Annotated in this window: 24 protein-coding genes and 1 other RNA gene; 24 read left to right on the top strand and 1 reads right to left on the bottom strand. The window is 52.4% G+C overall.

Annotated features, from left to right (window positions below; genetic code table 11):
• The first annotated feature begins 54 nt into the window (after positions 1-54).
• The 23 genes from rpsU (at position 55) to rnpB (ending at position 22,077) form a co-directional block, all read left to right on the top strand.
• The gene (gene rpsU, locus ACI1P2_RS22340; protein WP_005547957.1) at positions 55-228 is read left to right on the top strand and encodes a 30S ribosomal protein S21; all 174 of its coding nucleotides are present in this window, start codon (positions 55-57) and stop codon (positions 226-228) included.
• Between the two features lie 16 nt (positions 229-244).
• A complete protein-coding gene (locus tag ACI1P2_RS22335) occupies positions 245-688 on the top strand; it encodes a GatB/YqeY domain-containing protein (RefSeq protein ID WP_355322777.1) in 444 nt (147 codons plus the stop codon).
• A 204-nt stretch (positions 689-892) separates the two neighbouring features.
• A complete protein-coding gene (locus tag ACI1P2_RS22330) occupies positions 893-2,251 on the top strand; it encodes an NfeD family protein (RefSeq protein WP_355322775.1) in 1,359 nt (452 codons plus the stop codon).
• A 29-nt stretch (positions 2,252-2,280) separates the two neighbouring features.
• Positions 2,281-3,285 carry a flotillin-like protein FloA gene (gene floA, locus ACI1P2_RS22325; protein ID WP_355322773.1) on the top strand — a complete coding sequence of 335 codons (1,005 nt, stop codon included), beginning with the start codon at positions 2,281-2,283 and terminating at the stop codon, positions 3,283-3,285.
• A gap of 33 nt (positions 3,286-3,318) precedes the next feature.
• A complete protein-coding gene (locus tag ACI1P2_RS22320) occupies positions 3,319-3,864 on the top strand; it encodes a hypothetical protein (protein ID WP_355322771.1) in 546 nt (181 codons plus the stop codon).
• Between the two features lie 554 nt (positions 3,865-4,418).
• Complete coding sequence (yqfC, locus tag ACI1P2_RS22315) at positions 4,419-4,712, top strand: sporulation protein YqfC (RefSeq protein WP_355322769.1); 294 nt, start codon at positions 4,419-4,421, stop codon at positions 4,710-4,712.
• Positions 4,709-5,902 (top strand): sporulation protein YqfD, encoded by a 1,194-nt coding sequence (gene yqfD / locus ACI1P2_RS22310; protein ID WP_355322767.1) that lies wholly within the window; start codon positions 4,709-4,711, stop codon positions 5,900-5,902. The genes yqfC and yqfD overlap by 4 nt, the downstream gene beginning before the upstream one ends.
• A gap of 6 nt (positions 5,903-5,908) precedes the next feature.
• Entirely contained in the window at positions 5,909-6,880 is a 972-nt protein-coding gene (locus ACI1P2_RS22305; protein ID WP_355322765.1) for a PhoH family protein, read from the top strand.
• A gap of 15 nt (positions 6,881-6,895) precedes the next feature.
• Positions 6,896-9,139, top strand: coding sequence for an HD family phosphohydrolase (locus tag ACI1P2_RS22300; protein WP_355322763.1), 2,244 nt, complete (start codon positions 6,896-6,898; stop codon positions 9,137-9,139).
• A gap of 36 nt (positions 9,140-9,175) precedes the next feature.
• A complete protein-coding gene (gene ybeY / locus ACI1P2_RS22295) occupies positions 9,176-9,673 on the top strand; it encodes an rRNA maturation RNase YbeY (RefSeq protein ID WP_355322761.1) in 498 nt (165 codons plus the stop codon).
• Positions 9,670-10,050, top strand: coding sequence for a diacylglycerol kinase family protein (locus ACI1P2_RS22290; RefSeq protein WP_408976305.1), 381 nt, complete (start codon positions 9,670-9,672; stop codon positions 10,048-10,050). The genes ybeY and ACI1P2_RS22290 overlap by 4 nt, the downstream gene beginning before the upstream one ends.
• Positions 10,051-10,100: 50 nt before the next feature.
• Positions 10,101-10,514, top strand: coding sequence for a cytidine deaminase (locus ACI1P2_RS22285; protein WP_355322757.1), 414 nt, complete (start codon positions 10,101-10,103; stop codon positions 10,512-10,514).
• A gap of 59 nt (positions 10,515-10,573) precedes the next feature.
• Positions 10,574-11,476, top strand: coding sequence for a GTPase Era (era, locus tag ACI1P2_RS22280; RefSeq protein WP_355322755.1), 903 nt, complete (start codon positions 10,574-10,576; stop codon positions 11,474-11,476).
• A 95-nt stretch (positions 11,477-11,571) separates the two neighbouring features.
• Positions 11,572-11,709 carry a YqzL family protein gene (locus ACI1P2_RS22275; RefSeq protein WP_355322753.1) on the top strand — a complete coding sequence of 46 codons (138 nt, stop codon included), beginning with the start codon at positions 11,572-11,574 and terminating at the stop codon, positions 11,707-11,709.
• A gap of 55 nt (positions 11,710-11,764) precedes the next feature.
• Positions 11,765-12,526, top strand: coding sequence for a DNA repair protein RecO (gene recO / locus ACI1P2_RS22270; RefSeq protein WP_355322751.1), 762 nt, complete (start codon positions 11,765-11,767; stop codon positions 12,524-12,526).
• Between the two features lie 352 nt (positions 12,527-12,878).
• A complete protein-coding gene (gene glyQ / locus ACI1P2_RS22265; RefSeq protein ID WP_355322749.1) occupies positions 12,879-13,766 on the top strand; it encodes a glycine--tRNA ligase subunit alpha in 888 nt (295 codons plus the stop codon).
• Entirely contained in the window at positions 13,759-15,834 is a 2,076-nt protein-coding gene (glyS, locus tag ACI1P2_RS22260) for a glycine--tRNA ligase subunit beta (protein WP_355322747.1), read from the top strand. Before glyQ ends, glyS begins: the two co-directional genes overlap by 8 nt.
• A gap of 166 nt (positions 15,835-16,000) precedes the next feature.
• Entirely contained in the window at positions 16,001-16,471 is a 471-nt protein-coding gene (locus ACI1P2_RS22255; RefSeq protein ID WP_355322745.1) for a YaiI/YqxD family protein, read from the top strand.
• Between the two features lie 39 nt (positions 16,472-16,510).
• Positions 16,511-18,331 carry a DNA primase gene (dnaG, locus tag ACI1P2_RS22250; RefSeq protein WP_355322743.1) on the top strand — a complete coding sequence of 607 codons (1,821 nt, stop codon included), beginning with the start codon at positions 16,511-16,513 and terminating at the stop codon, positions 18,329-18,331.
• Positions 18,332-18,371: 40 nt separating this feature from the next.
• A complete protein-coding gene (rpoD, locus tag ACI1P2_RS22245) occupies positions 18,372-19,508 on the top strand; it encodes an RNA polymerase sigma factor RpoD (RefSeq protein WP_355322741.1) in 1,137 nt (378 codons plus the stop codon).
• A gap of 230 nt (positions 19,509-19,738) precedes the next feature.
• Positions 19,739-20,497, top strand: coding sequence for a tRNA (adenine(22)-N(1))-methyltransferase (locus ACI1P2_RS22240; RefSeq protein WP_355322739.1), 759 nt, complete (start codon positions 19,739-19,741; stop codon positions 20,495-20,497).
• A complete protein-coding gene (locus tag ACI1P2_RS22235) occupies positions 20,473-21,588 on the top strand; it encodes a Nif3-like dinuclear metal center hexameric protein (RefSeq protein WP_355322737.1) in 1,116 nt (371 codons plus the stop codon). The genes ACI1P2_RS22240 and ACI1P2_RS22235 overlap by 25 nt, the downstream gene beginning before the upstream one ends.
• A gap of 89 nt (positions 21,589-21,677) precedes the next feature.
• Positions 21,678-22,077, top strand: an RNA gene (rnpB, locus tag ACI1P2_RS22230) — RNase P RNA component class A.
• A 105-nt stretch (positions 22,078-22,182) separates the two neighbouring features.
• On the opposite strand, the gene ACI1P2_RS22225 is transcribed toward rnpB, so the two are convergent.
• The gene (locus ACI1P2_RS22225; RefSeq protein WP_355322735.1) at positions 22,183-23,391 is read right to left on the bottom strand and encodes an aminotransferase-like domain-containing protein; all 1,209 of its coding nucleotides are present in this window, start codon (positions 23,389-23,391) and stop codon (positions 22,183-22,185) included.
• 205 nt (positions 23,392-23,596) lie between these two features.
• Here ACI1P2_RS22225 and pdxR point away from each other — a divergent pair, with 205 nt between their 5' ends.
• Complete coding sequence (gene pdxR / locus ACI1P2_RS22220; protein WP_355322733.1) at positions 23,597-25,066, top strand: MocR-like pyridoxine biosynthesis transcription factor PdxR; 1,470 nt, start codon at positions 23,597-23,599, stop codon at positions 25,064-25,066.
• The last annotated feature ends 34 nt before the right edge of the window (positions 25,067-25,100 follow it).

The raw sequence follows: 25,100 nt of genomic DNA, 5'->3' as shown, positions 1-25,100 counted from the left end.
TTGATGAACCGTGTTGTTGCTCTTGGACGGTCTGGTCGGAGGGAGGGAAAACTGGTGTCTGAAACTAAAGTTCGCAAAAACGAGACAATTGATGCTGCACTTCGTCGCTTTAAGCGTTCCATCGCTAAGGATGGCGTATTGGCTGAGGTGAAGAAACGCAAGCATTATGAAAAGCCAAGCGTAAAGCGCAAGAAAAAGTCCGAGGCTGCTCGTAAGAGAAAGTTCTAGGAGGATCTGAGCTATCATGAATTTGAGCGAACGATTGAACGAAGATATGAAGCAGGCGATGAAGAGTAAGGACAAGTTCAAGCTCTCCACCATTCGAATGGTTCGTTCTACGATAAAAAACCTTGAAATAGAATTGAAACGGGATTTGGATGACAACGAATTGCTTGATATTCTGAGTCGTGAGATCAAACAACGCAAGGATGCCCTCCAAGAATTTGAAAAAGCAGGCCGCGATGAACTTGCGGAAAGCAACAGAGCGGAAATCGAGATTCTCAGTCAGTACCTTCCCGCACAGCTTACCGAAGAAGAAATTAAAGTTATTGTACAGCAGACCATCCAGGAAACCGGTGCTTCTTCGAAAGCCGATATGGGGAAAGTGATGGCGGCCTTGATGCCCAAGGTAAAGGGTCGTGCGGACGGAAAACTCGTGAACCAAGCGGTTCAGCAATTTCTGCAATAAACAAAAAGAGCAGACACTCCCTGTCAACAGGGGGTGTTTTTTCTTGTATCAGGGCATTTAGACCGTTATTGTCAGGTTTTGAAACCTGTGTAAGGTTTATGACGTATGTAAATTATTGCTGGCCTGCTGTTTTTTTAAAACAAGGGCCAATGGTCAAGTTAAATTCTGGTAAGATGTACATAATAGCCGGAAGGGGGGAGAACGATGAATGTAAAAAAACCGGCGTTAGGCTTGAAGGCTTTGTTTGCTTTCCTGCTGTTCTTACTGGTTCTGCTGCCCGGGGGAATCCGGACGGCAAGTGCGGCTGCAGCGGAAGGGATCGGGCCGGTATTCGTAATTCCGGTCAATCAGGAAATAGAGCGCGGGCTGGAGAATATTCTGGAACGCGGCTTCAGAGAAGCAGCGCAGTCAAAGGCGGGCCTCATTATCCTGGAAATCAACACACCAGGGGGACGGGTGGACACGGCGGAAAGAATCGGAGAGCTGATCAAAAGCAGCAGCATTCCTACAGTAGCTTACATAAACGGAAACGCCGCTTCTGCAGGAGCGTACATTGCACTGAATGCCGACCAAATCGCCATGGCGCCAGGCAGTATGATCGGAGCCGCGGCGCTGGTTGACAGATTGGGCACGCCGGTGGACGATCCCAAAAGCGTTGCGGCCTGGAAAAGCATTATGGCCTCAGCCGCTCAGGCAGGCGGAAGAAACGCCTCCATTGCCGAAGGCATGGTGGATGTCAATTTGGAAGTTAACATGCCGGAAATCGGTAAGGTCAAGGAAAAAGGCCAAATTATTTCACTTACGAGCGAAGAGGCGCTGAAAACAGGTTATGCCGACCGTATTGCATCATCTCCACAGGAAGTGGCGAGCTGGATGGGATTCGCCAATCATGACATGTTTCAGGTCGACAAATCGCCGGCCGAACAGTTTGCCGAATTTTTGACTCACCCTTGGATGCAGGTGCTGCTGCTGTTTATCGGTATTGCAGGCATCGTTATTGAATTGCTCGTACCGGGTTTCGGCGTGCCGGGCATTCTTGGAATATTGGCCTTTGGGCTGTACTTCTTCGGAAACTATGTGGCAGGTTTTGCCGGATACGAGACATGGGTGCTGTTTATTGTCGGGCTGGTGCTGCTTGCGCTGGAGCTCTTTGTACCGAGCTTTGGCATTCTCGGGCTGCTCGGCTCGGTAAGCCTTGTTGCCGGTGTGGTCCGGGCCGCTTATGATACGGCCAATGCCCTGCTGTCGCTCGGCATCGCTTTTGCCGCTGCCGCCATCGTGGTCGCGATTGTCGCCGTTGCGTTCAAGGAACGGGGCGTCTGGAACAAGTTTGTTTTGAAAGAGAATCTGACGGCAGACAAGGGTTATTCTTCGGTGTCGAACAAGGAGCGGCTGCTGGGGATGCAGGGCATAAGCCTCACCCCCCTTCGCCCGGCCGGCACGGCTCTGATTGAAGGCGAAAGAGTTGATGTCGTAACAGAAGGAGGATTTATAGAGAGCAACAAGCCTGTCACCGTAATCAAGGTGGAAGGCGGACGTGTTGTAGTTAAAGAGCTCGCCTAGAGAAATAAACAAATTGGAGGCTGATTAGCTTGATGAATTCAGGTTTGGTTGGTGTTTTGCTGATTGCCGTCATCGTAGTCATTGTGCTTAGCGTATTTTTCAGCTTTTTCCCGGTTATGCTGTGGATTTCCGCGCTTGCCTCGGGGGTGCGGATCGGAATCATCACCCTTGTTGCGATGCGCCTGCGCCGGGTAACGCCGAGCAGAATCGTAAATCCGCTGATTAAAGCGACCAAGGCAGGGCTTGGTCTGACGATAAACCAACTGGAAAGTCACTTTCTGGCCGGTGGTAATGTCGACCGGGTCGTGAATGCCCTGATTGCGGCCCAGCGAGCCAACATCCCACTGGAATTTGAACGGGCCGCTGCTATCGACCTGGCGGGACGTGATGTGCTGCAGGCGGTGCAGATGAGCGTCAACCCGCGTGTCATTGAGACGCCAACCGTAGCCGCGGTGGCCAAGGACGGTATTGAAGTCAAGGTTAAAGCGCGTGTTACCGTACGTGCGAACATCGACCGGCTGGTCGGGGGAGCTGGTGAAGAAACGATTATCGCCCGTGTAGGCGAAGGTATCGTTACCACGGTTGGTTCCAGTAACTCGCATAAGGATGTGCTTGAAAATCCCGATTCGATTTCCAAGACTGTGCTATCCAAGGGGCTTGATGCCGGAACGGCGTTTGAAATTTTATCCATTGATATCGCCGATGTCGATGTGGGCAAAAATATCGGCGCCTTCCTGCAGACCGAGCAGGCGGAAGCGGATAAGCGGATTGCGCAGGCGAAGGCTGAAGAGCGCCGCGCCATGGCAGTAGCGCAGGAGCAGGAAATGAAGGCGCGTGTGGTTGAAATGCGCGCGCGTGTGGTTGAATCCGAATCCCAGGTGCCGCTTGCCATGGCGGAGGCGCTGCGCAGCGGCAATCTGGGTGTCATGGACTATATCAATATGCAGAACATTGAGGCCGATACACGGATGAGGGAGTCGCTCGGCAAGCCGAATGACAGCTCCGGACAGAACCATCCGAATGAGCGCGGTTAACGAGCGGAATCCGTAGGAAAGCGGTGATGCAGAATGATCGAATGGATAGTGCAACACCTGTATCTGGTAGCCGTCATCGTTTTTGCCCTCTTGTCGTTTTTGGGAAAAACAAGTCCGGGCAAAGAAAATAAAAGACGGGGCGGCGGCAGAATGCCGACGTTTGGGGGGCCTGCTGAAGGTTTTCCGAGCAGAGGCAGAAAGCGGGACGACGGGGACAAACCGCAGCCGCAATATACGGTTCCGGACAAGGACTTCGGCGAGCGGGGATATGCTGAGAGTGCGCCGGCTCCTGAAACGGTGAGGAACGCGGCCGGGAATGATCTTGAAGAAGGATTGTCCATGGAATATACCGGCGCGGACTCGACGCTTGAAGGAAGAATCCGAACCATGGAAGAGGAACGGCAGCGGGTATTGCAAAGACTGGACCGCATTTCCGGCGGTGATATGGCTGTATACGGGGAGGATGACCAGGGAACCGAGGGGCGTTCCCGCTTCCGGACGGCCGATGTCCGCAACGGGATCATCTGGTCTGAAATCTTGTCCCCACCCAAGGCGAGACGCCGGAGAAAAGGCGTCTAGCAATATTGTCAGGAAGACTGGGTTGCCCTATAAGCGCTTTAGACGACAGAAAGCAACCCCGAGTTACAAAAGAATCGTTTTTATTTAAAAGAGCGAGTAGAGGTGGCCGGATTTCTACCAATACTCGCTATTTCTTCTTTTCATGTATCGGGGCATAAGGGTAAAAAGCCAAGTACACGGGGAGTACCTGTTTTCTGTTTTATTACCAAAATCGAATAAGACTGTTTCTTATGGTCATTTTCATATGGATAGGTCAGCCAGAACTTCTGGTTGGCCTATTTGCTATTCGTATAAAGTGGGTCCATGCACGGAGCAGCGGAGAGGACGAAGCAATTCCGGAAAAGCGAAGCGTTCGCCTTTGGCCCGAAGGGTCAACAGCGATTGTAGGAATGCTTCGTTCTCGGAGCGTCTCAGAAGATGAAAAAGGTGGATTCCGGGAAAGCGCCATTTGATACACCACCATCTTTTTTTGTCTGTCATGATGCAGGATACAGCTTCATATTTAACACGGATCACGCATAAGTTGTTTAGTACAGGAAGGGGGACTCACCCGAATGACCCGGATCAGCCGCAAGCTGCGCAAATGGACCAGTGAAGCGCTGGACCTGCCCCAGGATATTCTATTTGATATGCCGCGCTTGACTTTGATCGGCAGCAGACAGTTATATATCGAAAATCATCGGGGTGTCCTGAATTTTACTCCGGAAGAGCTGCTGCTTGCCCTCTCCAGCGGGAGACTTCGGATAGGAGGCAGCGGTCTTGTGATCAGGAGCATATTGCCTGAAGAAATCAGCGTGGAGGGCGAGATTACGTCAGTCCACATTGAAAGAACGGGGGAGGAGCTTTGAGACAACCGGCTTTATCCCGCCTGCGCGGTACGGTCGTTATAGAAGTGACAGGCGGTCAAGTGGAAAGCTTTGTGAATCTGCTGTCAGAGCGAAACATTCCGGTGTGGGATGTCAGACCGCTGGGCGGGAGCCGGGCGGAAATGAAGCTCCTGCTTCCGGATGTATTCTCCTTGCGTCCGCTGCTGCGGCGGACAGGCTGCCGGATGCATGTCACCCGCAGGGAGGGTTTTCCCTTTACGCTTGCGCGTCTTGGACGGCGGAAGTTTTTTGCCGCAGGTGTCCTGCTATTTTTTATAGGGGTCTATATGATGTCCTCACTGGTATGGACGGTGCAGGTAAAGGGCAACGAGAGCCTGACAACGGAGGAAGTGCTGCAGGCCGCCCGCGAGGAAGGGATCCATCCTTTTCAATGGAGCTTCCGGCTGCCCGGACAGGACAAGCTGGCTAAAAATCTGATGCGCAGGCTGCCGGACGCTTCGTGGATCGGAGTGGAAAAGCAGGGGACCGTTATTACGATTCAGGTGGTTGAAGCATCAAGGGCGGCACCCAAGCCGCTGCTTAATCCGCGCCATCTGATCAGCAATGCGGATGCTGTCATTACCGAAATTTATGCCGAGCAGGGAAGACCTGTCGTGCAAAAAAATACAAGAGTCAAAAGAGGCGATATTCTTATTTCCGGCACGCTCGGGGATGAACAAAACCAGGAGCAGGTTGTGGCTAAAGGTGAGGTGCGGGGACTCGTTTGGCATGAATATGAAATTTCCACCCCGCTGCTCCAGAAGAGCTCGGCCTACACCGGCGAGAGCAAGGAAAAGCTGTACCTTGTGCTGGGGCGGCGGGCCATTCAGTTCTGGGGTTACGGTCAAGAACCATATTCGACATCGGATACAGTGACCGAATATGATCCTTTGACCTGGCGCTCTTTGAAGCTCCCTGTCGGCTGGATGACCGAAAGGGTGATGGAGACCCGCGAACAGCGGCATGAGGTGTCTGAACAAGCCGCCAAGGAGATGGGATTGGAAAGGGCAAAGGCCCATATTTTGGCGAAATACGGGAAGGGAACGAAAATTTTAGGGCAAAAAATTTTGCATGAGAACAAAGAGAATGGTAAAGTTTATATGAAAGTGCTGTTCGAGGTAGAGCAAGATATTGCGGAAGAGCTTCCGCTAGTTTATAACCGAGGAGATTGAGGCTATTTGGCTGAACAACAACACAGCATACGAATTGCATTGCACAATGCGGGAGAGGGACAGGCTCTTTTCGGCCCGCGGGATTCTTTCTTAAAAATAATTGAAACGGAGATTCCGGCCAAGATCGATTCCCGGGCGGAGGAAATCGCCATCTACGGCGAACCGCGCGAGGTTGAAATTCTGGAACAGTTGTTTGACGTACTGCTGCAGCTGATCCGCAACGGGTTTGTTCTTAGCGAACGGGATATTCATTATGCGATAGATCTGGCGAAGGATCTGAGAGCGGATCAGCTGCTTGACCTGTTCAAGGGCGAGATTGCCACCACCTTCCGCGGCAAGCCGATCCGGGTGAAAACGATTGGCCAGAAGCATTATGTGACAACGATCAAAAAACGGGATGTCGTCTTCGGCATTGGGCCGGCGGGGACCGGCAAAACATATCTGGCCGTCGTGCTTGCCGTTGCCGCGCTTAAAGAGGGCTCCGTCAAGCGGATTATTCTTACCCGGCCTGCCGTGGAAGCGGGCGAGAATCTGGGCTTCCTGCCAGGCGATCTGCAGGAGAAAGTCGACCCCTATTTGCGTCCGCTCTACGACGCACTCTATGATGTCATGGGGCCGGACCAGACGGCCAAGGCCCTGGAGCGAGGATTGATTGAAATTGCTCCTCTCGCCTATATGAGGGGGCGTACGCTGGATGATGCGTTCATTATTTTGGACGAGGCCCAGAATACGACGCCAGAGCAGATGAAAATGTTTTTGACGCGCCTTGGCTTCGGCTCCAAAATGGTTATTACGGGGGATGTCACCCAGATTGACCTGCCGCGCGGCAAGAGATCGGGATTGATTGAAGCGAAAACCATTTTGAATTCCATTGAGGAGATCGGGTTCGTGCAGTTTGCGGATGAAGACGTCGTGCGCCATTCCCTGGTTCAAAAAATCATTGTAGCCTATGACCGTGCTGCCGAAAATCAAGTATAGAGAGGGATTGTCTCTATGGCTCCGAAAGAACTGTCGAAAGGCACCAGTAAAATGACCCAGTATAGAATGAACGGATGGAAGTATAGCGTGGCTACACGCTATCTTCTGTTTTTGTTTTTGGTGATTCTTTTCTATGTCAGTCTTGCTCCGGGTCTTCTTCCCGAACGTTATGATATCCGGGTAAATACACCAAGCGAGAAGGACATCGTTGCCCCGATGCAGCTGCCGAACAACAAGGCAACGCTGCAGGCGCAGGAGCAGGCTGCCGAAAGAGTACAGGATATTTATACCATTGTGCCGATGCGCAACGACAATCTGGTGACATCCATATTGGACCGGGTCGACCGCCTGAATCAGGATGACCAGGTTTCGCATGCGGATAAAGCTGCAATTTATAAAGAGGAAATCCCGCAGCGGGCAGCGGATTTCGTAAATAACTTCGTCAACAATAGCAAAAAAGCGGATGCTTATCCGGACAAACTTCTGGATGGGGTGCTTGAAAAGACGAAAGAACAAACCTACAAAATTCCAGAGGAAACCTTTATCAAAATTCCGCGTCTGTCTTCGGACAATATTACGGAAATGAAGCCGGTTGCCCGCGAGATCGTCGCCAGGCTCATGAATGATCAGATTTCGGATGCAGCGACGGCGAGAGCCAAGGTGGCCGAATTGGTGAGCACTAGCTCGCTGAGCGACCGTACCTCCCGTGAAGTCGTGCAGGAGCTGGCAAGGCTTGCCGTCACGGCGAACAAGTTCTATGATGATGAAGCGACGAAGGCAGCCAAGGTCGAGGCTCGTGAAAATACGCCCACCGTATATATAGACCAAGGGGAGATCCTTGTCCACATAGGCGAGATCATCACCCAGGATATTTATACGCTGCTTGATGAGAACAATTTGCTCAAGGACGAGATTAACTATTGGCCGCAGTTTGGATTGCTTATGCTTTCCTGTCTGCTGGCGCTCGGGCTGCTTGTATTCATTCGGCAGTCGGATTCCCGTCAGTTTAAATATAATAATGCGCAGCTTCTTATGCTTGTACTCATTTTCATCATCACCATCGTCGTTCTGCTCCTGGCACATACGTTGCAGACAAGTGAACGGTCTTACATAGGGTATTTTGCCCCGGTGGCGATTGGAGCGATGCTGGTTACGCTGCTGCTGGACAGATCGCTGGCGTTTATATGCACGGTCATCATCAGTATACTGTCCAGCATTATTCTCAATGCACGGCAGGGACAAATTTTTGATTTTAATTACGGCTTTTTTACGTTTGTGGTGTCCCTTACCGCCATTTTCACCGTTCACCGCGCCAGTCAGCGTTCCACCCTGTTCAAGGGATCGATTATGGTATGCATTTTCGGGGCCTTATCCGTGCTCTCCCTTGTGTTGATTGACCAGGGAAGCTGGAACCAGTTGAGCACGCTCTATTCGATCGTGGGAGCCATTGCCGGCGGGATGCTTACTGCCATACTGGTCATCGGGCTAATGCCTTTTTTCGAGTCCACGTTTGGTATTTTATCGGCTCTCAAGCTGGTGGAGCTGTCCAATCCGAATCATCCGCTGCTGCGGAAGCTGCTGACGGAAACCCCCGGCACCTACCATCACAGCGTCATGGTCGGCAACCTGTCCGAGGCAGCCGCGGAAGCGATCGGAGCCAACGGATTATTGTGCCGTGTCGGCTCATACTATCATGATGTAGGGAAAACGAAACGCCCTTCGTATTTTATTGAAAATCAGAACGGGATGGACAATCCGCATGATTCGATCGATCCCAAGCTCAGCAAGTCGATCATCATTGCCCATGCCCGGGACGGTGTGGAAATGCAGAAGGAATACAAGCTGCCAAAGCCGATCAGGGATATTGCTGAACAGCATCATGGGACCTCCTTCCTCCACTTTTTCTATCACAAGGCTTTAAGGCAGGCGGAGGAGCGGGGCGTTGAACCGGATTTCACAGAGGATGACTTCCGCTATCCTGGGCCCAAAGCCCAATCCAAAGAAGCGGCTGTGGTAGGCATCTCTGACAGCGTTGAGGCTGCGGTAAGGTCGCTGCGGAAGCCGACGGTGGAGCAGATCGAAACGATGATCGGAAAAATTATTAAAAGCAAACTGGATGATCAACAGTTCAACGAATGCGATCTGACGATGCGCGAACTGGACATCATCTCGCAAACGCTGAAAGAAACCGTTATGGGCATCTTCCATTCCCGGATCGAATATCCGGAGGAAAAACCGAAGGAAGAAAAACTGCAGTAACAGGAAAGATTGTCACGCAAAAAAGGAGCGTAAAGCATGAGCCTTCAATTGGCATGGAGCAATGAACAGGAAGTTTTGAATATCAATGAATCATTTATTTCCACCCTGGAGACCGTCCTGCGCAAAGCGGGGGAAGCCGAAGGAGTGAATGATGGCGAAGTGGCGCTAACCTTTGTTACGGATGAGCACATTCATGAGCTGAACAAGCAGTATCGCGGCATCGACCGCCCGACGGATGTGCTTTCCTTTGCTATGAATGAAGGGCTTGAGGATGAGCCGGAGATCGTCTATGAGATCGGGGAAGAAGACGCTGAGCCGGATCTCCCTGAGGTGCTTGGCGATATTATTATTTCTGTGGAGACGGCGAAAAGGCAAAGTGAAGAATATGGCCATTCGTTGGAAAGGGAGCTCGGTTTTCTGTTTGTTCACGGTTTTCTGCATCTTCTCGGCTATGACCATCAGGATGAAGCCAGCGAAGCGGAGATGATGTCCAAGCAGGAGGCTGTGCTCGCGGAAGTGGGGTTAACGCGCTGATGAGGCCGCCCCATTCGTGGAGAGCGACATTTCGTTATGCCTTGGAAGGGATCGGGTACGCCCTTCGCACACAGATGAATATGAGGGTGCATGTTGTCATATCTCTGGGTGTTATCACGGCGGGTATCGTGTTCCGTATCTCCCGGATGGAATGGCTGTTTATTCTGGCGTGCTGCGCTTTAGTGATGGCAGCGGAGCTGTTCAATACCGCTGTCGAAGCTGTCGTGGACCTTGTCAGTCCCGATGCTCATCCGCTGGCCAAGGCCGCTAAAGACACCGCCGCCGGAGCTGTGCTGCTGGCTGCGGTTTTTGCTGTCATTACAGGGGTTATTGTGTTTTATAAACCTGTATTGGCCTTGCTGAGGCATTTGCTGTAAATTGCTTCACAGTGAAAATATATAATTTAAACGGTTGGGAGTCGGTCGGAATGGATCCAATGTTGTTAATGCAGGAAGCTGTCAAGGCGCGTGTGAAGGCTTATGTGCCTTATTCAGGGTTTAGTGTGGGTGCCGCGCTGCTGGATGCCGAAGGTAAGGTCCACCATGGATGCAATATTGAAAATGCCGCTTACGGGCCGAGCAACTGTGCCGAACGCACGGCATTGTTCAGCGCGGTGGCTCAGGGTCAAAAGCCTGGGAGCTTCAAAGCGCTGGCTGTGGTCGGAGATACAGAGGGGCCGATCGCTCCATGTGGTGTATGCAGGCAGGTTATAGTGGAGCTCTGTCCCCCTGACATGCCGGTTTATTTGGGTAATCTAAAAGGGGATATGCGCGAAACCACTCTTGCTGAGCTGCTGCCGGGAGCTTTTGGCCCATCCGATCTTGGCAAAGAGCGGCCGTAAACTAGGGTAATATTAAAGAAAAGAAGAACACACGGACGCAGGGCGTCGGAGGAATGAATATGAGTAAAACAAAATTCAGATCAGGCTTTGTCGCGATCGTCGGCAGGCCAAATGTCGGCAAATCCACCTTGATGAATCATGTGATCGGCCAGAAAATCGCGATCATGTCGGATAAGCCGCAAACGACCCGCAACAAAATACATGGAGTATACACAACGCCGGACATACAGATCGTGTTTCTGGATACGCCCGGCATTCATAAGCGGCAGTCCAAGCTTGGCGATTTTATGAATCAGACGGCCCTTAACACCCTCGGCGAAGTCGAAGCTGCTCTGTTTCTGGTGGACGCGTCGGAGGGTATGGGCGGAGGCGACCGTTTCATTGCCGAACAGCTGAACAAGGTGTCCACGCCCATCATTCTCGTGATGAACAAAATCGACAAGATTGAGCCGGAAGCGCTGCTGCCGCTGATTGAAGAATACCGGAAGCTGTATGATTTCGCGGAAATCGTGCCGATCTCGGCCAAAATGGGCAACAATGTGAACCGACTGCTGGAGCAGATCGAGAAATATTTGCCGGAAGGTCCGCAGTATTATCCGGAGGACCAGGTAACGGATCATCCCGAGCAGTTTGTTATTGCCGAACTGGTCAGGGAGAAAATTTTGCATATGACCCGGGAAGAGGTCCCCCATTCCATAGCTGTCATGATCGAGGACATGCGGGCGGAGAGCAACGGTGTTGTTCATATCTCGGCTGTCATCTATGTGGAACGGGATTCGCAGAAAGGCATTATTATCGGCAAGCAAGGCGCCATGCTTAAAGAGGTAGGCAAGCAGGCGCGTCAGGATATTCAGAAGCTGTTGGGGTCGAAAATTTTCCTTGAGCTGTGGGTCAAGGTGAAGAAGGATTGGCGCAATCAGGAGCGTGTGCTGCGCGACCTCGGATTCCATCGCGATGCCTGATCATAGCCATTTATTGCATGGCATAGTTTCCCGGTCAACGAGCATCCTATCTTCGTAAATGCAGACGTCATTTCCGAATGAAAGGATGAATACGAATGCGAGATTTTTCGTGGAAGTATTTTATGATGACTGGAGATGTCGATGCGTATTTGTTTTACAAAGAAGCTGCCGCACTGGGAGAGCAGATGGCGGCTGTTACGGAACCGGACGAACAGGAGGAAGCCGCAGAATAGGCTTGGCCGGTAAGAAGGCTTTTGCAATATGCAAAAGCGCATGGGGGATGGGGAAATGCTTTACAAATTGGAAGGCATCGTCATCCGCAGTATGGACTACGGCGAGGGGAATAAAATCATAACGCTGTGCACCGAACACGGCGGCAAGGTCGGAGTGCTCATACGCGGCGCGAAAAAGCCGAAGAGCCGCCATGGCGCGCTGGCCCAGCCGTTTACATACGGGCAGTATGTTTTTTTTCGCAATACGGGGCTGGGGACGCTCAACGCCGGGGAGTTGATCGATTCCCATCATGGACTCAGGGAGGACATCTTCAAGGCAGCCTACGCATCCTACGCCTGCGAGCTGCTGAACAGGGTGCTGCAGGACGAGGATACGGGGGCCTTCTGGTTCAGGCAGATCAAGGCCTGCCTCGAAGCGCTGGAAAGCGGCAAGGACCCGCAGGTCATCATTAGCATATATGAACTCAAGATTCTGCAGGCTGCAGGTTATGCCCCGCAATTGGATAACTGCATTTCCTGCGGAAGAGAATGCGGCCAGCAAGAGACGGAGGAATGGATCAGCCCGGGTCTGGGGGGCGTGCTTTGCAGAGCCTGCAAGCATTTTGATCCCGCTGCCGTTCTTGTTACTCCCCGCGCGATGAAGCTGCTGCGTCTGTTTGCCCGCCTGGATTTGACCAGGCTGGGCAATGTGAATGTCAGCGAGGCGACGCGGAATGAGATTAAAGGGATTATGCGCAAATTTATGGATGCACAGCTCGGTATGCAGCTCAAATCCCGCAATTTTCTCGATCAGCTGGACAAGTATGATATTCAGTAATAATTTTTGTGTTTGACTAATATGTTATTGTTGTGTAATATGTATTGTAATTATCTCTTAAATGAGACATGCAAAGATCGGGAAAGTAGCTGCTTGATCTTCCTTCAAGCGAGTCAGGGATGGTGGAAGCCTGACGGGAACCAACAGTGAAAGGGCACCCGGGAGCATGAATGACACGGAAAGCGGATTGCAAGCTCCTTTACGGGAGCAGCAGTCAAGTAGGGTGGAACCGCGGGAGCCAGCTCTCGTCCCTACGTCTGTACAGGCGTAGAGGGACGGGGGCTTTTTCATGTGCCTGCCCGTGCCCTGTACATGCTCCGCAACTATTTTATTGGAAAAGAGGCATGTATTCATGAATTTTCAGCAGATGATTCTGACGCTTCAGCAGTTCTGGGCTGAACAAAACTGCATCATCGTGCAGCCTTATGACACGGAAAAAGGCGCCGGTACTATGAATCCGATGACCTACCTTCGTTCCATCGGACCTGAGCCGTGGAATGTCGCTTATGTGGAGCCTTCCCGCCGTCCGGCTGACGGCCGTTATGGCGAGAACCCGAACAGGCTGTACCAGCATCATCAGTTTCAGGTGATTTTGAAGCCTTCGCCGGACAATATCCAGGAGCTGTATCTCGAAAGCCTGCAGCGTCTCGGCATCAATCCGCTTGAGCATGACATCCGCTTCGTGGAAGACAACTGGGAAGCTCCGACGCTCGGCGCATGGGGACTTGGCTGGGAAGTATGGCTGGACGGTATGGAAATCACCCAGTTTACGTATTTTCAGCAGGTCGGCGGTATTGACGCCAGCCCGGTGGCGGTTGAGATCACTTATGGTATGGAGCGGCTGGCATCCTATATTCAGGAGAAAGAGAACGTATTCGATCTGGAGTGGGTTAACGGGGTAACCTACGGTGACGTATTCCATCAGCCTGAATACGAGCATTCCAAGTATACCTTCGAGGTGTCGGACGTGAAAATGCTGTTCACACTCTTCAATATGTATGAGGAAGAGGCGAATAAGGCGATGGCCCAGCATCTGGTGTTCCCTGCATACGATTATGTGCTGAAATGCTCCCACACCTTCAACCTTCTTGATGCACGCGGGGCGATCAGCGTTACCGAGCGTACCGGTTATATTATGCGCGTGCGCAACCTGGCCCGCCAAGTGGCGGCAACGTATCTGGAGGAGCGCGAGAAGCTCGGCTTCCCGCTGATGAAGAAGAGAGGTGCGGAGCATGTCTAAAGATTTGCTGTTTGAGATCGGCCTTGAAGAAGTACCGGCCCGCTTTATCCCTGCTGCCATTGCCCAATTGAAAGAAAGAATGACCCAGTGGCTGGACAGCTCGCGGATCGCCCACGGCGCTGTAGAGGGCTACGCAACGCCGCGCAGACTGGCTGTGCTGGTCCGCGATGTGGCGGAGAAGCAGGAGGACGTACAGGAGGAAGTTAAAGGACCTTCGCGCAAGATCGCACAGGATGAGCATGGGAACTGGAGCAAGGCTGCGCTCGGCTTTGCCCGCAGCCAGGGCGTTGATCCAGAGCAGTTCACCTTTAAAGAGCTGGGCGAAGTAGAATATATTTACGCAACCAAAAGCAGCATCGGCGTTCCGACGTCAGAGGTACTGGCGGAAGGATTGACGGGCATTCTGCATGCCATGACTTTCCCGAAATTTATGCGCTGGGCTTCTTATGATTTTAAATTTGTAAGACCGATCCGCTGGCTTGTGGCCATGTACGGAACCGATGTCATCGGCCTGGACATTGCCAGCGTCAAGGCGGGCAACGTTACACGTGGTCATCGTTTTCTTGGGCAGGATGCGGAAATCGCCGAGCCCGCCGCTTATGTGGAGACATTGCGCGGACAGCATGTCATCGTGGATATCGAAGAGCGTCAGCGCATGATCCTGGAGCAGATTGAAGCTCTTGCAGCGGAGAAAAAGTGGAAAATCGCTGTAAAGGACGATCTGCTGGAGGAAGTGCTCTTCCTGGTTGAAACGCCGACGGTGCTGTTCGGCACGTTCGATCCTTCCTTCTTGAGTATTCCACAGGAAGTGCTGATCACGTCCATGCGCGAGCATCAGCGTTACTTCCCTGTGCTGGATGACAAAGGTGAGCTGCTTCCTTATTTCGTGACCGTCCGCAACGGCGGCAAGGACTCGCTGGATGTCATTGCGAAAGGGAACGAGAAGGTGCTTCGCGCACGCTTGTCGGACGCGAAGTTCTTCTATGAGGAAGATCAGAAGCTGGAAATCAAGGATGCGGTCTCCAAGTTGGAGAGCATTGTGTTCCATGAAGAACTGGGTACGGTCGGCGATAAGGTGCGCCGAGTGCGCCGCATTGCCGATATGCTTGCCCAGAAGCTGGGCGCACCTGCTGATACGGTGGAATCCGTTAGCCGTGCCGCCGATATTTGCAAATTCGACCTTGTAACCCAGATGGTCTATGAATTTCCCGAGCTGCAAGGGGTTATGGGAGAGGATTATGCCCGCAAGGCCGGAGAAAAGGAAGAAGTGGCCAAGGCGGTATTCGAGCATTACCAACCGCGGTTTGCTGGTGATGACGTTCCTTCGACGCTGGCCGGTGCCATTGTCAGCATTGCGGATAAGCTGGATACCATCACAGGCTGCTTCTCTATCGGCATCATTCCGACCGGTTCCCAGGATCCGTACGCATTGCGCCGCCAAGCCGCCGGTATTGTGCAGATTGTGCTGGAGCGCGAGCTGTCCGTCGGGTTGTCCGAGCTGTTCGGAATCGCACTGGACATTCATCAGAATTACGGCAGTATGAAACGTTCGGCCGAGGAAGTGCGTAAAGACTTGCATGAATTCTTCGGGCTCAGAGTGAAAAAATTGCTGTCTGAAACGCTGCGCTATGACGTAGTCGACGCGGTGCTCAGCGCGGGTTATGATGATGTCGCTTCCGTTGTGGCGCGCGGCTCTGCGTTAATGGATGCGGTGCAGACGGGAGAGGCCTTCAAGAACACGGTGGAATCCTTCAACCGGGTGGGCAATCTGGCAGCCAAAGCCGTGCATGCGTCCGTTAATCCGGAAGTGTTTGCGGATGCCGGAGAGAAGAACCTGTATGCCGCCTGGCAGGACGTGCATCAACCTTACCTCGATGCGCTCAGCCGGCGCCAGGCTGCAGAAGCTCTGGCTCTTGCCGGCCAGCTGACGGAAGCCGTAACTTCATTTTTTGATTCCGTCATGGTGATGGCCGAAGATGAAGGTGTGCGCAATAACCGGCTGGCGCTGCTGGCCGCCATCCATGGGGATCTTAAGCAATTTGCGGATTTCTCAAAGCTTGTCTGGTAGAAGCAAGACGTAGTCGTGCCTCCAGAGTAGGAAGATAGAGGGATAAATAAAATACGGAACGATGCTGCTGACGCATCGTTCCGTATTTATGGTTTTAGAATTATAAATTTTAGCAAAATAAAGCACCCGTTAGACGTTTTTTCAGAGAAAGCGGCGGTGAGAAGCGGTGAATCTGAGCAGCAGGCGTATTGTCGTGGACGGGGATGCCTGTCCGGTCAAAGCTGAAATCGCGGCAGCCGCAGCCAGGTTTCAGATGGAGGTTATACTGGTATCTTCCTTTGATCATCTTTTAAAAGGCGGCACAGGTATAACGGTTGTAACCGTCGACCGCAGCGATCAGAGCGCGGATCTGTATATTGCCAATCATGTTCGCCAGGGAGATATTGTGGCTACCAATGATTACGGGCTGGCTGCGCTGGCGCTGGCGAAAGGCTGCAGCGCGATTTCCTTCCGGGGGGCGCTGTACAGTGACGATTCAATTGATTTTATGCTTGATCGGCGTCATATTTCCGCCAAGGAGAGACGGCGCGGGCGTTATGCCAAAGGACCTAAAGCCCTTACGGAAGAGGATCGAATAATATTTCAACATAAATTGACAAAACTTTTAACAAGTTTGCAGGAGAATGGGTTGGAATAGCGAATATATTTACGTGCTAAAGAGATGAAGGTGGTTGGAATGAGTGCCGGACATGGTAACATACCGGAGAATATCATTGAATCGGTGCTGCAGCAGCATGATATCGTGGACACGGTAAGCAAGTACGTGCATTTGACCAAGCAGGGGAAGTATATGAAAGGCCTCTGCCCTTTTCATTCTGAGAAAACCCCTTCTTTCACGGTGACGCCCGAGCGTCAGATCTTTTACTGCTACGGCTGCGGCAAGGGTGGAAATGCCATCAAATTTATGATGGAAATCGAAGGACTAACCTTTCCCGAGGCTGTCAGATCGATGGCGGAAGAGAGTCATATCCCGCTCGGGGATTGGCAGAGCCGCGAGTCGGCCCACCAGCATCCCGAGGTGGAGCGGCTGCTGCAGGCATACGAGGTAGCTGCAAAGCTGTATCATTTTCTGCTTAAAAATACGGAGCATGGCAAAGCCGCAATGGAATACCTTCGGTCACGGGGATTTACAGACAAGATGATCGACCAGTTTCAGATCGGTTATGCTCCCAACCGTTGGGATACGCTTGTTCAATTTTTGGAAAAACGCTCCTTTGATCTTGCGGAAATGGAGAAGGGCGGACTGCTGTCGGCCCGTCATGAACAGGACGGTTATGTAGACCGCTTCCGTGATCGTGTCATGTTCCCGATCTGGAACCGGAACGGCAAGGTGATAGCCTTCGCGGGCCGGATCATTGGAGAAGGGCAGCCGAAATACCTTAATTCACCGGAGACCCGCTTGTTTAACAAAAGCCGCACGCTGTACAACCTTCATCAGGCCAAGCCGGCTATTCGCAAGCTGGGACAGGCTGTTCTTTTTGAAGGATATGGCGATGTGATCGCAGCCTGGGAAGCAGGGGTTCAGAATGCGACGGCGGGAATGGGCACGGCGCTGACCGAGCATCAGGCCACGATGCTGAAAGGGTTGTGCGATGAGGTTATCATCTGTTACGATGGCGACTCTGCCGGACAAGCCGCCACATTGAAAAACTTTCCTATACTGGAGAATGCGGGGCTGCACGTGAAGGTCGGACTGCTAAATGAAGGGATGGATCCGGATGATTTCATCCGCCAGCATGGGAGCGACCGCTTCAAGCGGCAAATCATTGACGGCGCCGTTTCAACGGTTAAATTTAAGCTTATATATCTGAGGAAAAACCATATACTGCTAGAAGAAGAAGGAAGGATCGCATATTCCCGCGAAGCTTTAAAGATTATCGCACCCTTATCTTCTCCGACAGAGCGTGAGGTTTACCTCCGCGAGGTATCCTTGGAAGTCAAGGTGGATTATGAAACGCTGAAGCAGGAGTGTAATTTGCTCAGGCAGTCGCTGCAAAAAAAACAGCAGGCAGGGGATAATAACGAGAAAAGGTGGAATAATGGTAGGCATAAAAAGGGCCACATACCGACACCGAATTTGCTCCCCGCCTACCATGCGGCTGAACGGAGGCTGCTGTCCTGGATGCTTCAGGATGCCGAAGCCGCCCGATACGTTGAGGACCACCTGGGGGATGCCTTTAATATTGAGGATTATGCGGCAATTGCCGCATATCTATATGCATATTATGCACAAGGCAAACCGCCGGACTCCAGCCGGTTTATCGCTTCCCTCCATGATGACCGTCTTGAAAAAACGGTCAGCTCCATCGTCATGATGGACACACCGGGAACATGGTCGCCGGAAATTTTGGATGACTGTATCCGGGAAGTGAAGAAATATCCTATGCAGCAGATGCTGGATCGGAAGAGGGAAGAAATGGTTGCGGCCGAACGTTCCGGTGATTTTCTGGAGGCAGCCAAAATTGCAAGTGAGATTATAGCCCTAGAGAGACAATAAAAGGTAGGTCGGATGTTTCTAGGGAGGAGGGAGTCGAAATATGGCGAATGATCAGCATACTGAACTAGAAACGGAATTAACGCTGGATCAGGTGAAGGATCAGTTAATTGAAGCGGGTAGAAAGAGATCTTCTCTAAATTACAAAGACATCATGGAAAAACTGTCGCCATTTGACCAAGATCCCGAACAAATGGATGAGTTTTACGAGCAGCTTGGCGACTTGGGGATTGAGGTTGTCAACGACAGCGATGAGGATCTTGCAACCATACGCCAAAGCGATGATCCTGATAACAGTAATGACAGCGACGATTTCAATTTTGACGATGATCTGAGCTTGCCGCCGGGCATCAAAATCAATGACCCTGTCCGCATGTATCTGAAGGAGATCGGCCGTGTTCCGCTCCTGTCTGCGGATGATGAAGTGGAGCTGGCAAAGCGGATTGAAAAAGGCGACGAAGAAGCGAAGCGCCGGCTGGCGGAAGCGAACCTGCGTCTCGTGGTCAGCATCGCCAAGCGTTATGTGGGCAGAGGCATGCTGTTCCTGGATTTGATTCAGGAAGGCAACATGGGCTTGATCAAGGCTGTCGAGAAGTTTGACCACAGCAAAGGTTACAAATTCAGTACCTATGCGACCTGGTGGATTCGTCAGGCCATTACGCGCGCCATTGCTGACCAGGCCAGAACGATCCGGATACCTGTTCATATGGTGGAAACGATCAATAAGCTGATTCGCGTGTCGCGCCAGCTGCTGCAGGAGCTCGGACGTGAGCCATCGCCTGAAGAAGTGGCGGCTGAGATGGAGCTTAGTGTGGAAAAAGTGCGGGAAATCATGAAGATCGCCCAGGAGCCTGTTTCACTTGAAACACCGATCGGGGAAGAGGACGACTCGCATCTTGGAGACTTCATTGAGGATCAGGAGGCGCTGGCGCCTGCGGATGCTGCCGCCTATGAATTGCTCAAGGAGCAGCTTGAAGATGTGCTGGATACGCTAACTGAACGGGAAGAGAACGTGCTTCGCCTTCGTTTCGGTCTTGATGACGGCCGTACCAGAACACTGGAGGAAGTCGGCAAAGTATTCGGCGTTACGCGCGAACGGATTCGGCAGATTGAAGCCAAGGCACTGCGCAAGCTTCGTCATCCAAGCCGGAGCAAACGTCTCAAGGATTTTCTCGAATAGCGTTATCAGCGGACCTTCTGCGGCTTGAGTGCAGAGGGTCTTTTTGCATTTATTCGCAGGCCGGACAAAGGAGGATTTTGCTTTCTTTTGTCATATTTTCCTTGATTTGTTTTATTGGGTCTTATTTTAGCTCTTTTCTATCCGTAATGCAAATCATGTCTGACGTTCTGCCTGCCGGGGAATGCTATGTTTTTATAGAATAGAAAAAAATGGATTGTGTGGGTGGCTTCATGAAATTATCACAGCGTTTGCAGTATATATTGGAACAAATCCCGCCCGGCAGCGTGCTGGCCGATATCGGGTCGGATCATGCACTTCTGCCGGTAGCGGCTGTATTAAGCGGAAGAGCATCCAAGGCGGTTGCGGGCGAGGTCAATGCCGGACCGCTGCGTGCAGCCAGGAAGCAGGTGGCGGATGCAGGTCTTGCGGACAAGATCGATGTGAGGCACGGTGACGGTCTGCAGGTAGTGAAGGCCGGAGAAGCTGATGTCATCACGATAGCGGGCATGGGTGGCGCGCTGATCGCAACCATTCTGGATGAAGGAACGGGCAAACTGCCGGGTGTACGCCAGCTCGTGCTTCAGCCGAATGTGGGAGAGGATATGCTGCGAAACTGGCTGCTTCACTCCGGCTGGGTGGTTACAGGGGAACATATTCTGGAGGAAGACGGGAAGATTTATGAGGTTCTGACCGCGCTTCCTGAATCCCAAAGCCCGCTGTCGCAGGAAGACCTGTATGCGCCGGTTCAGCTTGCAGGGGGCTGTACGCTGGATTCCGGTATGCTTCTCCGTATGGGCCCTCATTTGGTAAAAGCGCCAAACGAGGTTTTCTTTAAAAAATGGCAGGGGGAAATTGCCAAGCTTCAATCTGTGCTGAAGCAGGTGGAACGTTCGGAGCTGGAGTCCGCGCGCGAGAAAAGAGAAGAGCTGCGGCGGCAGATCGAACAATTGGAGGAGGTGCTTGCATGTTTGCACAAGGACAGACTGTAATTCAATATATGGAACAGCTGGCTCCCAAGCATCTGGCCGTGCCGGATGACAGAATCGGGCTTCAGCTCGGCAGCCTGCAGAAGGAGATCAGGCAGGTGCTGATTGCCCTGGATGTGAATGATGAAGTGGTGGAAGAGGCGATTGGCCTTGGGGCTGATTTGATCATCGCTCACCATGCGATTATTTTCCGGCCCTTGAAAACGTTGAACACCGACCAGCCGACAGGCAAGCTGTACGAGAAGCTGATTAAAAACGATATCGCAGTTTATATCAGCCATACAAATCTGGATACGGCCGAGGGAGGCATGAACGACTGGATGGCCGAGGCTCTCGGGATTGAAAGCTCCGGCACGCTGGAAGATGTGCATACAGACCAATTGTTCAAGCTGGTAGTATTTGTGCCCAAAGCCCATCATCAGCAGGTCCTGGACGCCGTTCTTGGAGCCGGGGCAGGCCATATCGGCAATTACAGCCACTGTAGCTTCAATATAGAGGGTATCGGCACTTTTGTACCCCAGGAAGGCACCAATCCGTTTGTGGGACAGAAGGGCAAAATGGAGCAGGCTGAGGAAATCCGGCTGGAAACGGTAGTTCCTGCAGGTATACGAAGCAAGGTCATCCAGGCGATGCTGAAAGCCCATCCGTATGAAGAGGTGGCCTATGACCTGTACCCGATGGATCTGAAAGGCCGAACCTTCGGGCTGGGACGTGTTGGCAAATTGAAACAATCCTGCACGCTGCGCGAATTTGTAGACGTGGTCAAAAAAGGGCTGAAAGTACCCCATGTTCGTGTTGTGGGCGATCTTGACCGGGAGGTTAAAAAAGCAGCTGTTCTCGGCGGCTCCGGTAGCCGTTATGTGAACAAAGCGCTGTTTAAAGGCGCCGATGTCATCGTAACCGGGGATATTGACTATCATACGGCGCATGACGCGCTTATGGCTGGGATTGCAATCATTGACCCCGGACATAATGCCGAGAAGATCATGAAGGAGCAAACCGCAGGCTGGCTTCGCGCCAAGCTGGAGGAAAGCCGCTGCCAAACCAAGGTGCATGCCTCGGCAGTGGATACGGAGCCGTTCCGTTTTATGTAATCAGCTTATTGGCAGGCAGAGGGCAGACTTCCAGTTAAAATGATCTTGTGCGGCTTGCCCAAAACCTGTATACTATACAATGTTGTGCGAAAGTTTGACAGACAATCGCTGGCGGCGCAAGCCGCGAGAGGAAAGTCCGGGCTCCACAGGGCAGGATGCTGGATAACGTCCAGTCAGCGCGAGTTGAAGGATAGTGCCACAGAAATGGACCGCCGATGGCCGCTATGCGGCACAGGCAAGGATGGAACCGAGGTGTAAGAGACCCCGAGGAACGCTGGTGACTTCGTTCCTGGTAAACCCCATCTGGAGCAAGACCTAATGGGACACAGCTTCTTCGAGAAGCAGCCTTAGCCCGAGGCGTGTCCGGGTTGGTCGCTGGAGCCGTGCAGCAATGTTCGGCCTAGATAGATGATTGTCACTTGAGGTGGGAGGGTAGTTCCCGTTTGGACCACGAAGAGTACAGAACCCGGCTTACGGAAAACTTTCCAAACTGCAACATTTTATACCTTTCTGACTTATGAACAACCTATATCCAAACAAGGCCGTGCCTCCCGAATTCCGGTTGGCGCGGCCTTGTTTTTGGTGTACATGGATTTAAACAGATACGGAAGCGGTGGCATAGCTGTGGAAAGCGCGGTCCAGGCGTGCGATGGCCTCAGGCAGCAAATCCGGGTCCGTATGCGTGAAGTTAACCCGCATCCGGTTATAACCCGAACCATCGCTATAAAACACCTGACCCGGCACAAAAGCCACTCCTTCACGAACAGCATGCTGCAGCAGAACGTCGGCTTTAACATGATCAGGCATCTGCACCCACATGAACATGCCCCCCTGCGGTTCTATCCAAGAGGTATCTTCCCACTTGCGGTCTCTCATTAAAGAGGTCATTTTAAGCATCCGTGCATGGTATTCTGCGGATACCGTGCGGATATGGCCCTGTAGATCAAAGAAGCCAAGCAGCTCATAAAGCGCACGCTGATCGATAAGACTGGAGTGCAGGTCCGATGCCTGCTTCGCTTTGGCAGCAATGCGGATAATCGACGCGTCGGCCATCACCCACCCGGTACGGACACCAGGAGCTACGGTTTTTGAAAATGTGCTGGTGTAGATTACATTGCCAGTGTCTCCGTACTGCTGATCGATAGAGAATAGGGACGGAAAATTAATGTCTGGATTGAACTTCACCTTCCCGTAAGGATCGTCCTCAAAAATGAGCACTCCGTGCTTGCGGCACAGTTCGACCACGGCCTTGCGGCGTTCCAGACTCCATACATTGCCTCCCGGATTGGAGAAGGTAGGGATGACATAGACAAACTTCGGATGGTGCCGGAGCAGTTTGGCTTCCAAATCGTCAGGCAGCATACCGTGTTCATCCGTTTCTACGGCGACGGGGACAGCCTGGTACGACTGAAATACCTGCAGGGCGGACAGGTACGTAGGCGCCTCGACAAGAACCACATCTTCCGGGTCCAGAAAAATACGCGCAATCAGATCAATGGATTGCTGTGAGCCTGTTGTCATAAGAATTTCATCGGGTTGTACCCGGCAGCCGTCAGCGGCCATTTGTTCGCAGAGACGCTCGCGCAGCGGAAGAAAGCCTTCGGTCAGGCCGTACTGCAGCGCCGTGCCGCCACTGCTAAGCGCCCGCTCGTACGCCTCGCGTACGGCCTCAACAGGGAAAAAGGCCTCAGCCGGGAGGCCGCCGGCCAGTGACAGGATGTCTTTGCCCTGAGTCACTTTCAGAATGTCTCTTACAGCGGATGAACCCAAGTGATTTGTCATGGTTGAAAAACGGTGTGTCAACATCATCATCTCCTCAACGGGTTACGAAACAAGTGTTATGTACTGTACTGAATTTCCGTTATAGTATAAGGTATGAGATAACGAAAACCAGCAGCCATAGACGTAAGTTTCTAAACTTAAATCTTTAAATTTTTAGTAGTATACATGGTATGGTGTATAACAGTAAAGCTGCCAGTATAACAGCCAATAGCTGGAGGTGGAAGGTTTGCATATCGAATTAAGCCGGCACAGCAGCACCAAGCTGTATTCGCAAATTGCCGTCACGCTCGGAGACCGGATACGGTCAGGACTCATGGCCCCGGGCACGAAGCTGCTTTCCGTCAGGAATTTGTCCGCTCAGCTGTCCGTAAGTCAGGTAACGGTCAGCAAAGCTTATGCCGAGCTGGAGGCGGAAGGCCTGATTACCTGCTCACAGGGGAAGGGTTGTTATGTATCCGCCGGGGCCGGGGAGGCTACGACAGGGGATGAAGCAGATCTTTCCTGGCAGCTGTCGCTGATGGATTATTTGCCCAGAGCACAGCTGTGGCATAATTTCAACCATGTTCTGCCCGCACGTTATCAATTTCATAAAGCCGCTATTCAGGAGGAACTGCTTCCGACCCGTGAAGTTGTGGCCAATGTCTATAAAATGCTTTCGGATGACCCGGCCCTGATGGCTAATTACGGCTCTTTTTCCGGCGATTTTGGGCTGCGGAAGGCGCTTGCTTCTGTATTTAATGAGAGCGGCATGACCGTAACGGCCGAAAATCTGCTGATTACAAGCGGAGCACAGCAGGGGATCGATCTGGTGGCCCGCACCTTCGTGGGCCCGGGAGACGTCGTCTATATGGAGGCGCCGAGCTATACCGGGGCGATTGATGTGTTTGCCAGCAGAGGCGCCAAGATCATCATGGTTCCTATGGATGAAGAGGGGATGAAGGTGGACATGCTGACCAAGCTGTGTGATCTGAATCCCCCTAAGCTCATCTACTGCATCCCGACCTTTCATAATCCCACAGGCGTGACGATGAGCATGAGAAGACGCCGTCAGCTTGTGGATTTGGCGCAGAGCTATCACTGCCTGATCGTGGAGGACGACCCGTTCTCCAGCCTGTATTACAACGAACCGCCTCCGCATCCGATCAAGTGTCATGACCAGGCGGGTCATGTCATTTATATCAGAAGTTATAGCAAGACGCTTGCCCCTGGCTGCAGAATTGCCTGCATGGCTGCGCACGGAAGCGTGCTTTCCCGGCTGATTGCCGCCAAATCAACGACAGATCTCGGCAGCCCATTGATGACGCAAAAAGCGCTGCAACCGTTCATTGAAGCCAGACTGGAGCAGCATTTAGAGCAGCTGAGAACCGTTTTGCGGCGCAGACTGCAGCTGGCTTTAACGGTGCTGCGGAAGCATGCCCCGGCAGATCTGAGCTGGAATGTGCCGGAGGGCGGGTTGAATCTATGGCTTAAGCTGCCGGCGTACGCAGACCCGGTATCGCTTGAAAGGCGCGCTGAGCAGGCAGGGGTTTCCTTCCTGCCAGGCGGTGTCTGCTACGCTGGAGAAGCGGACAGCCGCCATATCCGCGTTTCCTTCACCTATCCGGCGGAAGACAAGCTTCAGGAAGGATTGAAGCTGCTGTGCGGCCTCATTGCCGAAAGTCGCACGGCTTCTCCGGAACGTAAACCCGTACTGTAAAGCAGAGAAAAAGGCAGACCCGAATGCTTCGGAT

It is taken from the genome of Paenibacillus jiangxiensis (assembly GCF_046098255.1).
Lineage (GTDB): Bacteria > Bacillota > Bacilli > Paenibacillales > Paenibacillaceae > Paenibacillus > Paenibacillus jiagnxiensis.
This window is presented reverse-complemented; position numbering and strand designations above follow the sequence as displayed.

What these genes read in the sequence shown, in the direction of transcription:
- ACI1P2_RS22285 (WP_355322757.1), top strand. Translation starts at nt 10,101, where the DNA reads ATGGATCCAATGTTGTTAATGCAGGAAGCTGTCAAGGCGCGTGTGAAG.
- ACI1P2_RS22240 (WP_355322739.1), top strand. Translation starts at nt 19,739, where the DNA reads ATGAAATTATCACAGCGTTTGCAGTATATATTGGAACAAATCCCGCCC.
- yqfC (WP_355322769.1), top strand. Translation starts at nt 4,419, where the DNA reads ATGACCCGGATCAGCCGCAAGCTGCGCAAATGGACCAGTGAAGCGCTG.
- ACI1P2_RS22235 (WP_355322737.1), top strand. Translation starts at nt 20,473, where the DNA reads ATGTTTGCACAAGGACAGACTGTAATTCAATATATGGAACAGCTGGCT.
- era (WP_355322755.1), top strand. Translation starts at nt 10,574, where the DNA reads ATGAGTAAAACAAAATTCAGATCAGGCTTTGTCGCGATCGTCGGCAGG.
- glyS (WP_355322747.1), top strand. Translation starts at nt 13,759, where the DNA reads ATGTCTAAAGATTTGCTGTTTGAGATCGGCCTTGAAGAAGTACCGGCC.
- recO (WP_355322751.1), top strand. Translation starts at nt 11,765, where the DNA reads ATGCTTTACAAATTGGAAGGCATCGTCATCCGCAGTATGGACTACGGC.
- ACI1P2_RS22300 (WP_355322763.1), top strand. Translation starts at nt 6,896, where the DNA reads ATGGCTCCGAAAGAACTGTCGAAAGGCACCAGTAAAATGACCCAGTAT.
- ACI1P2_RS22335 (WP_355322777.1), top strand. Translation starts at nt 245, where the DNA reads ATGAATTTGAGCGAACGATTGAACGAAGATATGAAGCAGGCGATGAAG.
- glyQ (WP_355322749.1), top strand. Translation starts at nt 12,879, where the DNA reads ATGAATTTTCAGCAGATGATTCTGACGCTTCAGCAGTTCTGGGCTGAA.
- rpoD (WP_355322741.1), top strand. Translation starts at nt 18,372, where the DNA reads ATGGCGAATGATCAGCATACTGAACTAGAAACGGAATTAACGCTGGAT.
- dnaG (WP_355322743.1), top strand. Translation starts at nt 16,511, where the DNA reads ATGAGTGCCGGACATGGTAACATACCGGAGAATATCATTGAATCGGTG.
- ACI1P2_RS22330 (WP_355322775.1), top strand. Translation starts at nt 893, where the DNA reads ATGAATGTAAAAAAACCGGCGTTAGGCTTGAAGGCTTTGTTTGCTTTC.
- ACI1P2_RS22320 (WP_355322771.1), top strand. Translation starts at nt 3,319, where the DNA reads ATGATCGAATGGATAGTGCAACACCTGTATCTGGTAGCCGTCATCGTT.
- ACI1P2_RS22275 (WP_355322753.1), top strand. Translation starts at nt 11,572, where the DNA reads ATGCGAGATTTTTCGTGGAAGTATTTTATGATGACTGGAGATGTCGAT.
- ybeY (WP_355322761.1), top strand. Translation starts at nt 9,176, where the DNA reads ATGAGCCTTCAATTGGCATGGAGCAATGAACAGGAAGTTTTGAATATC.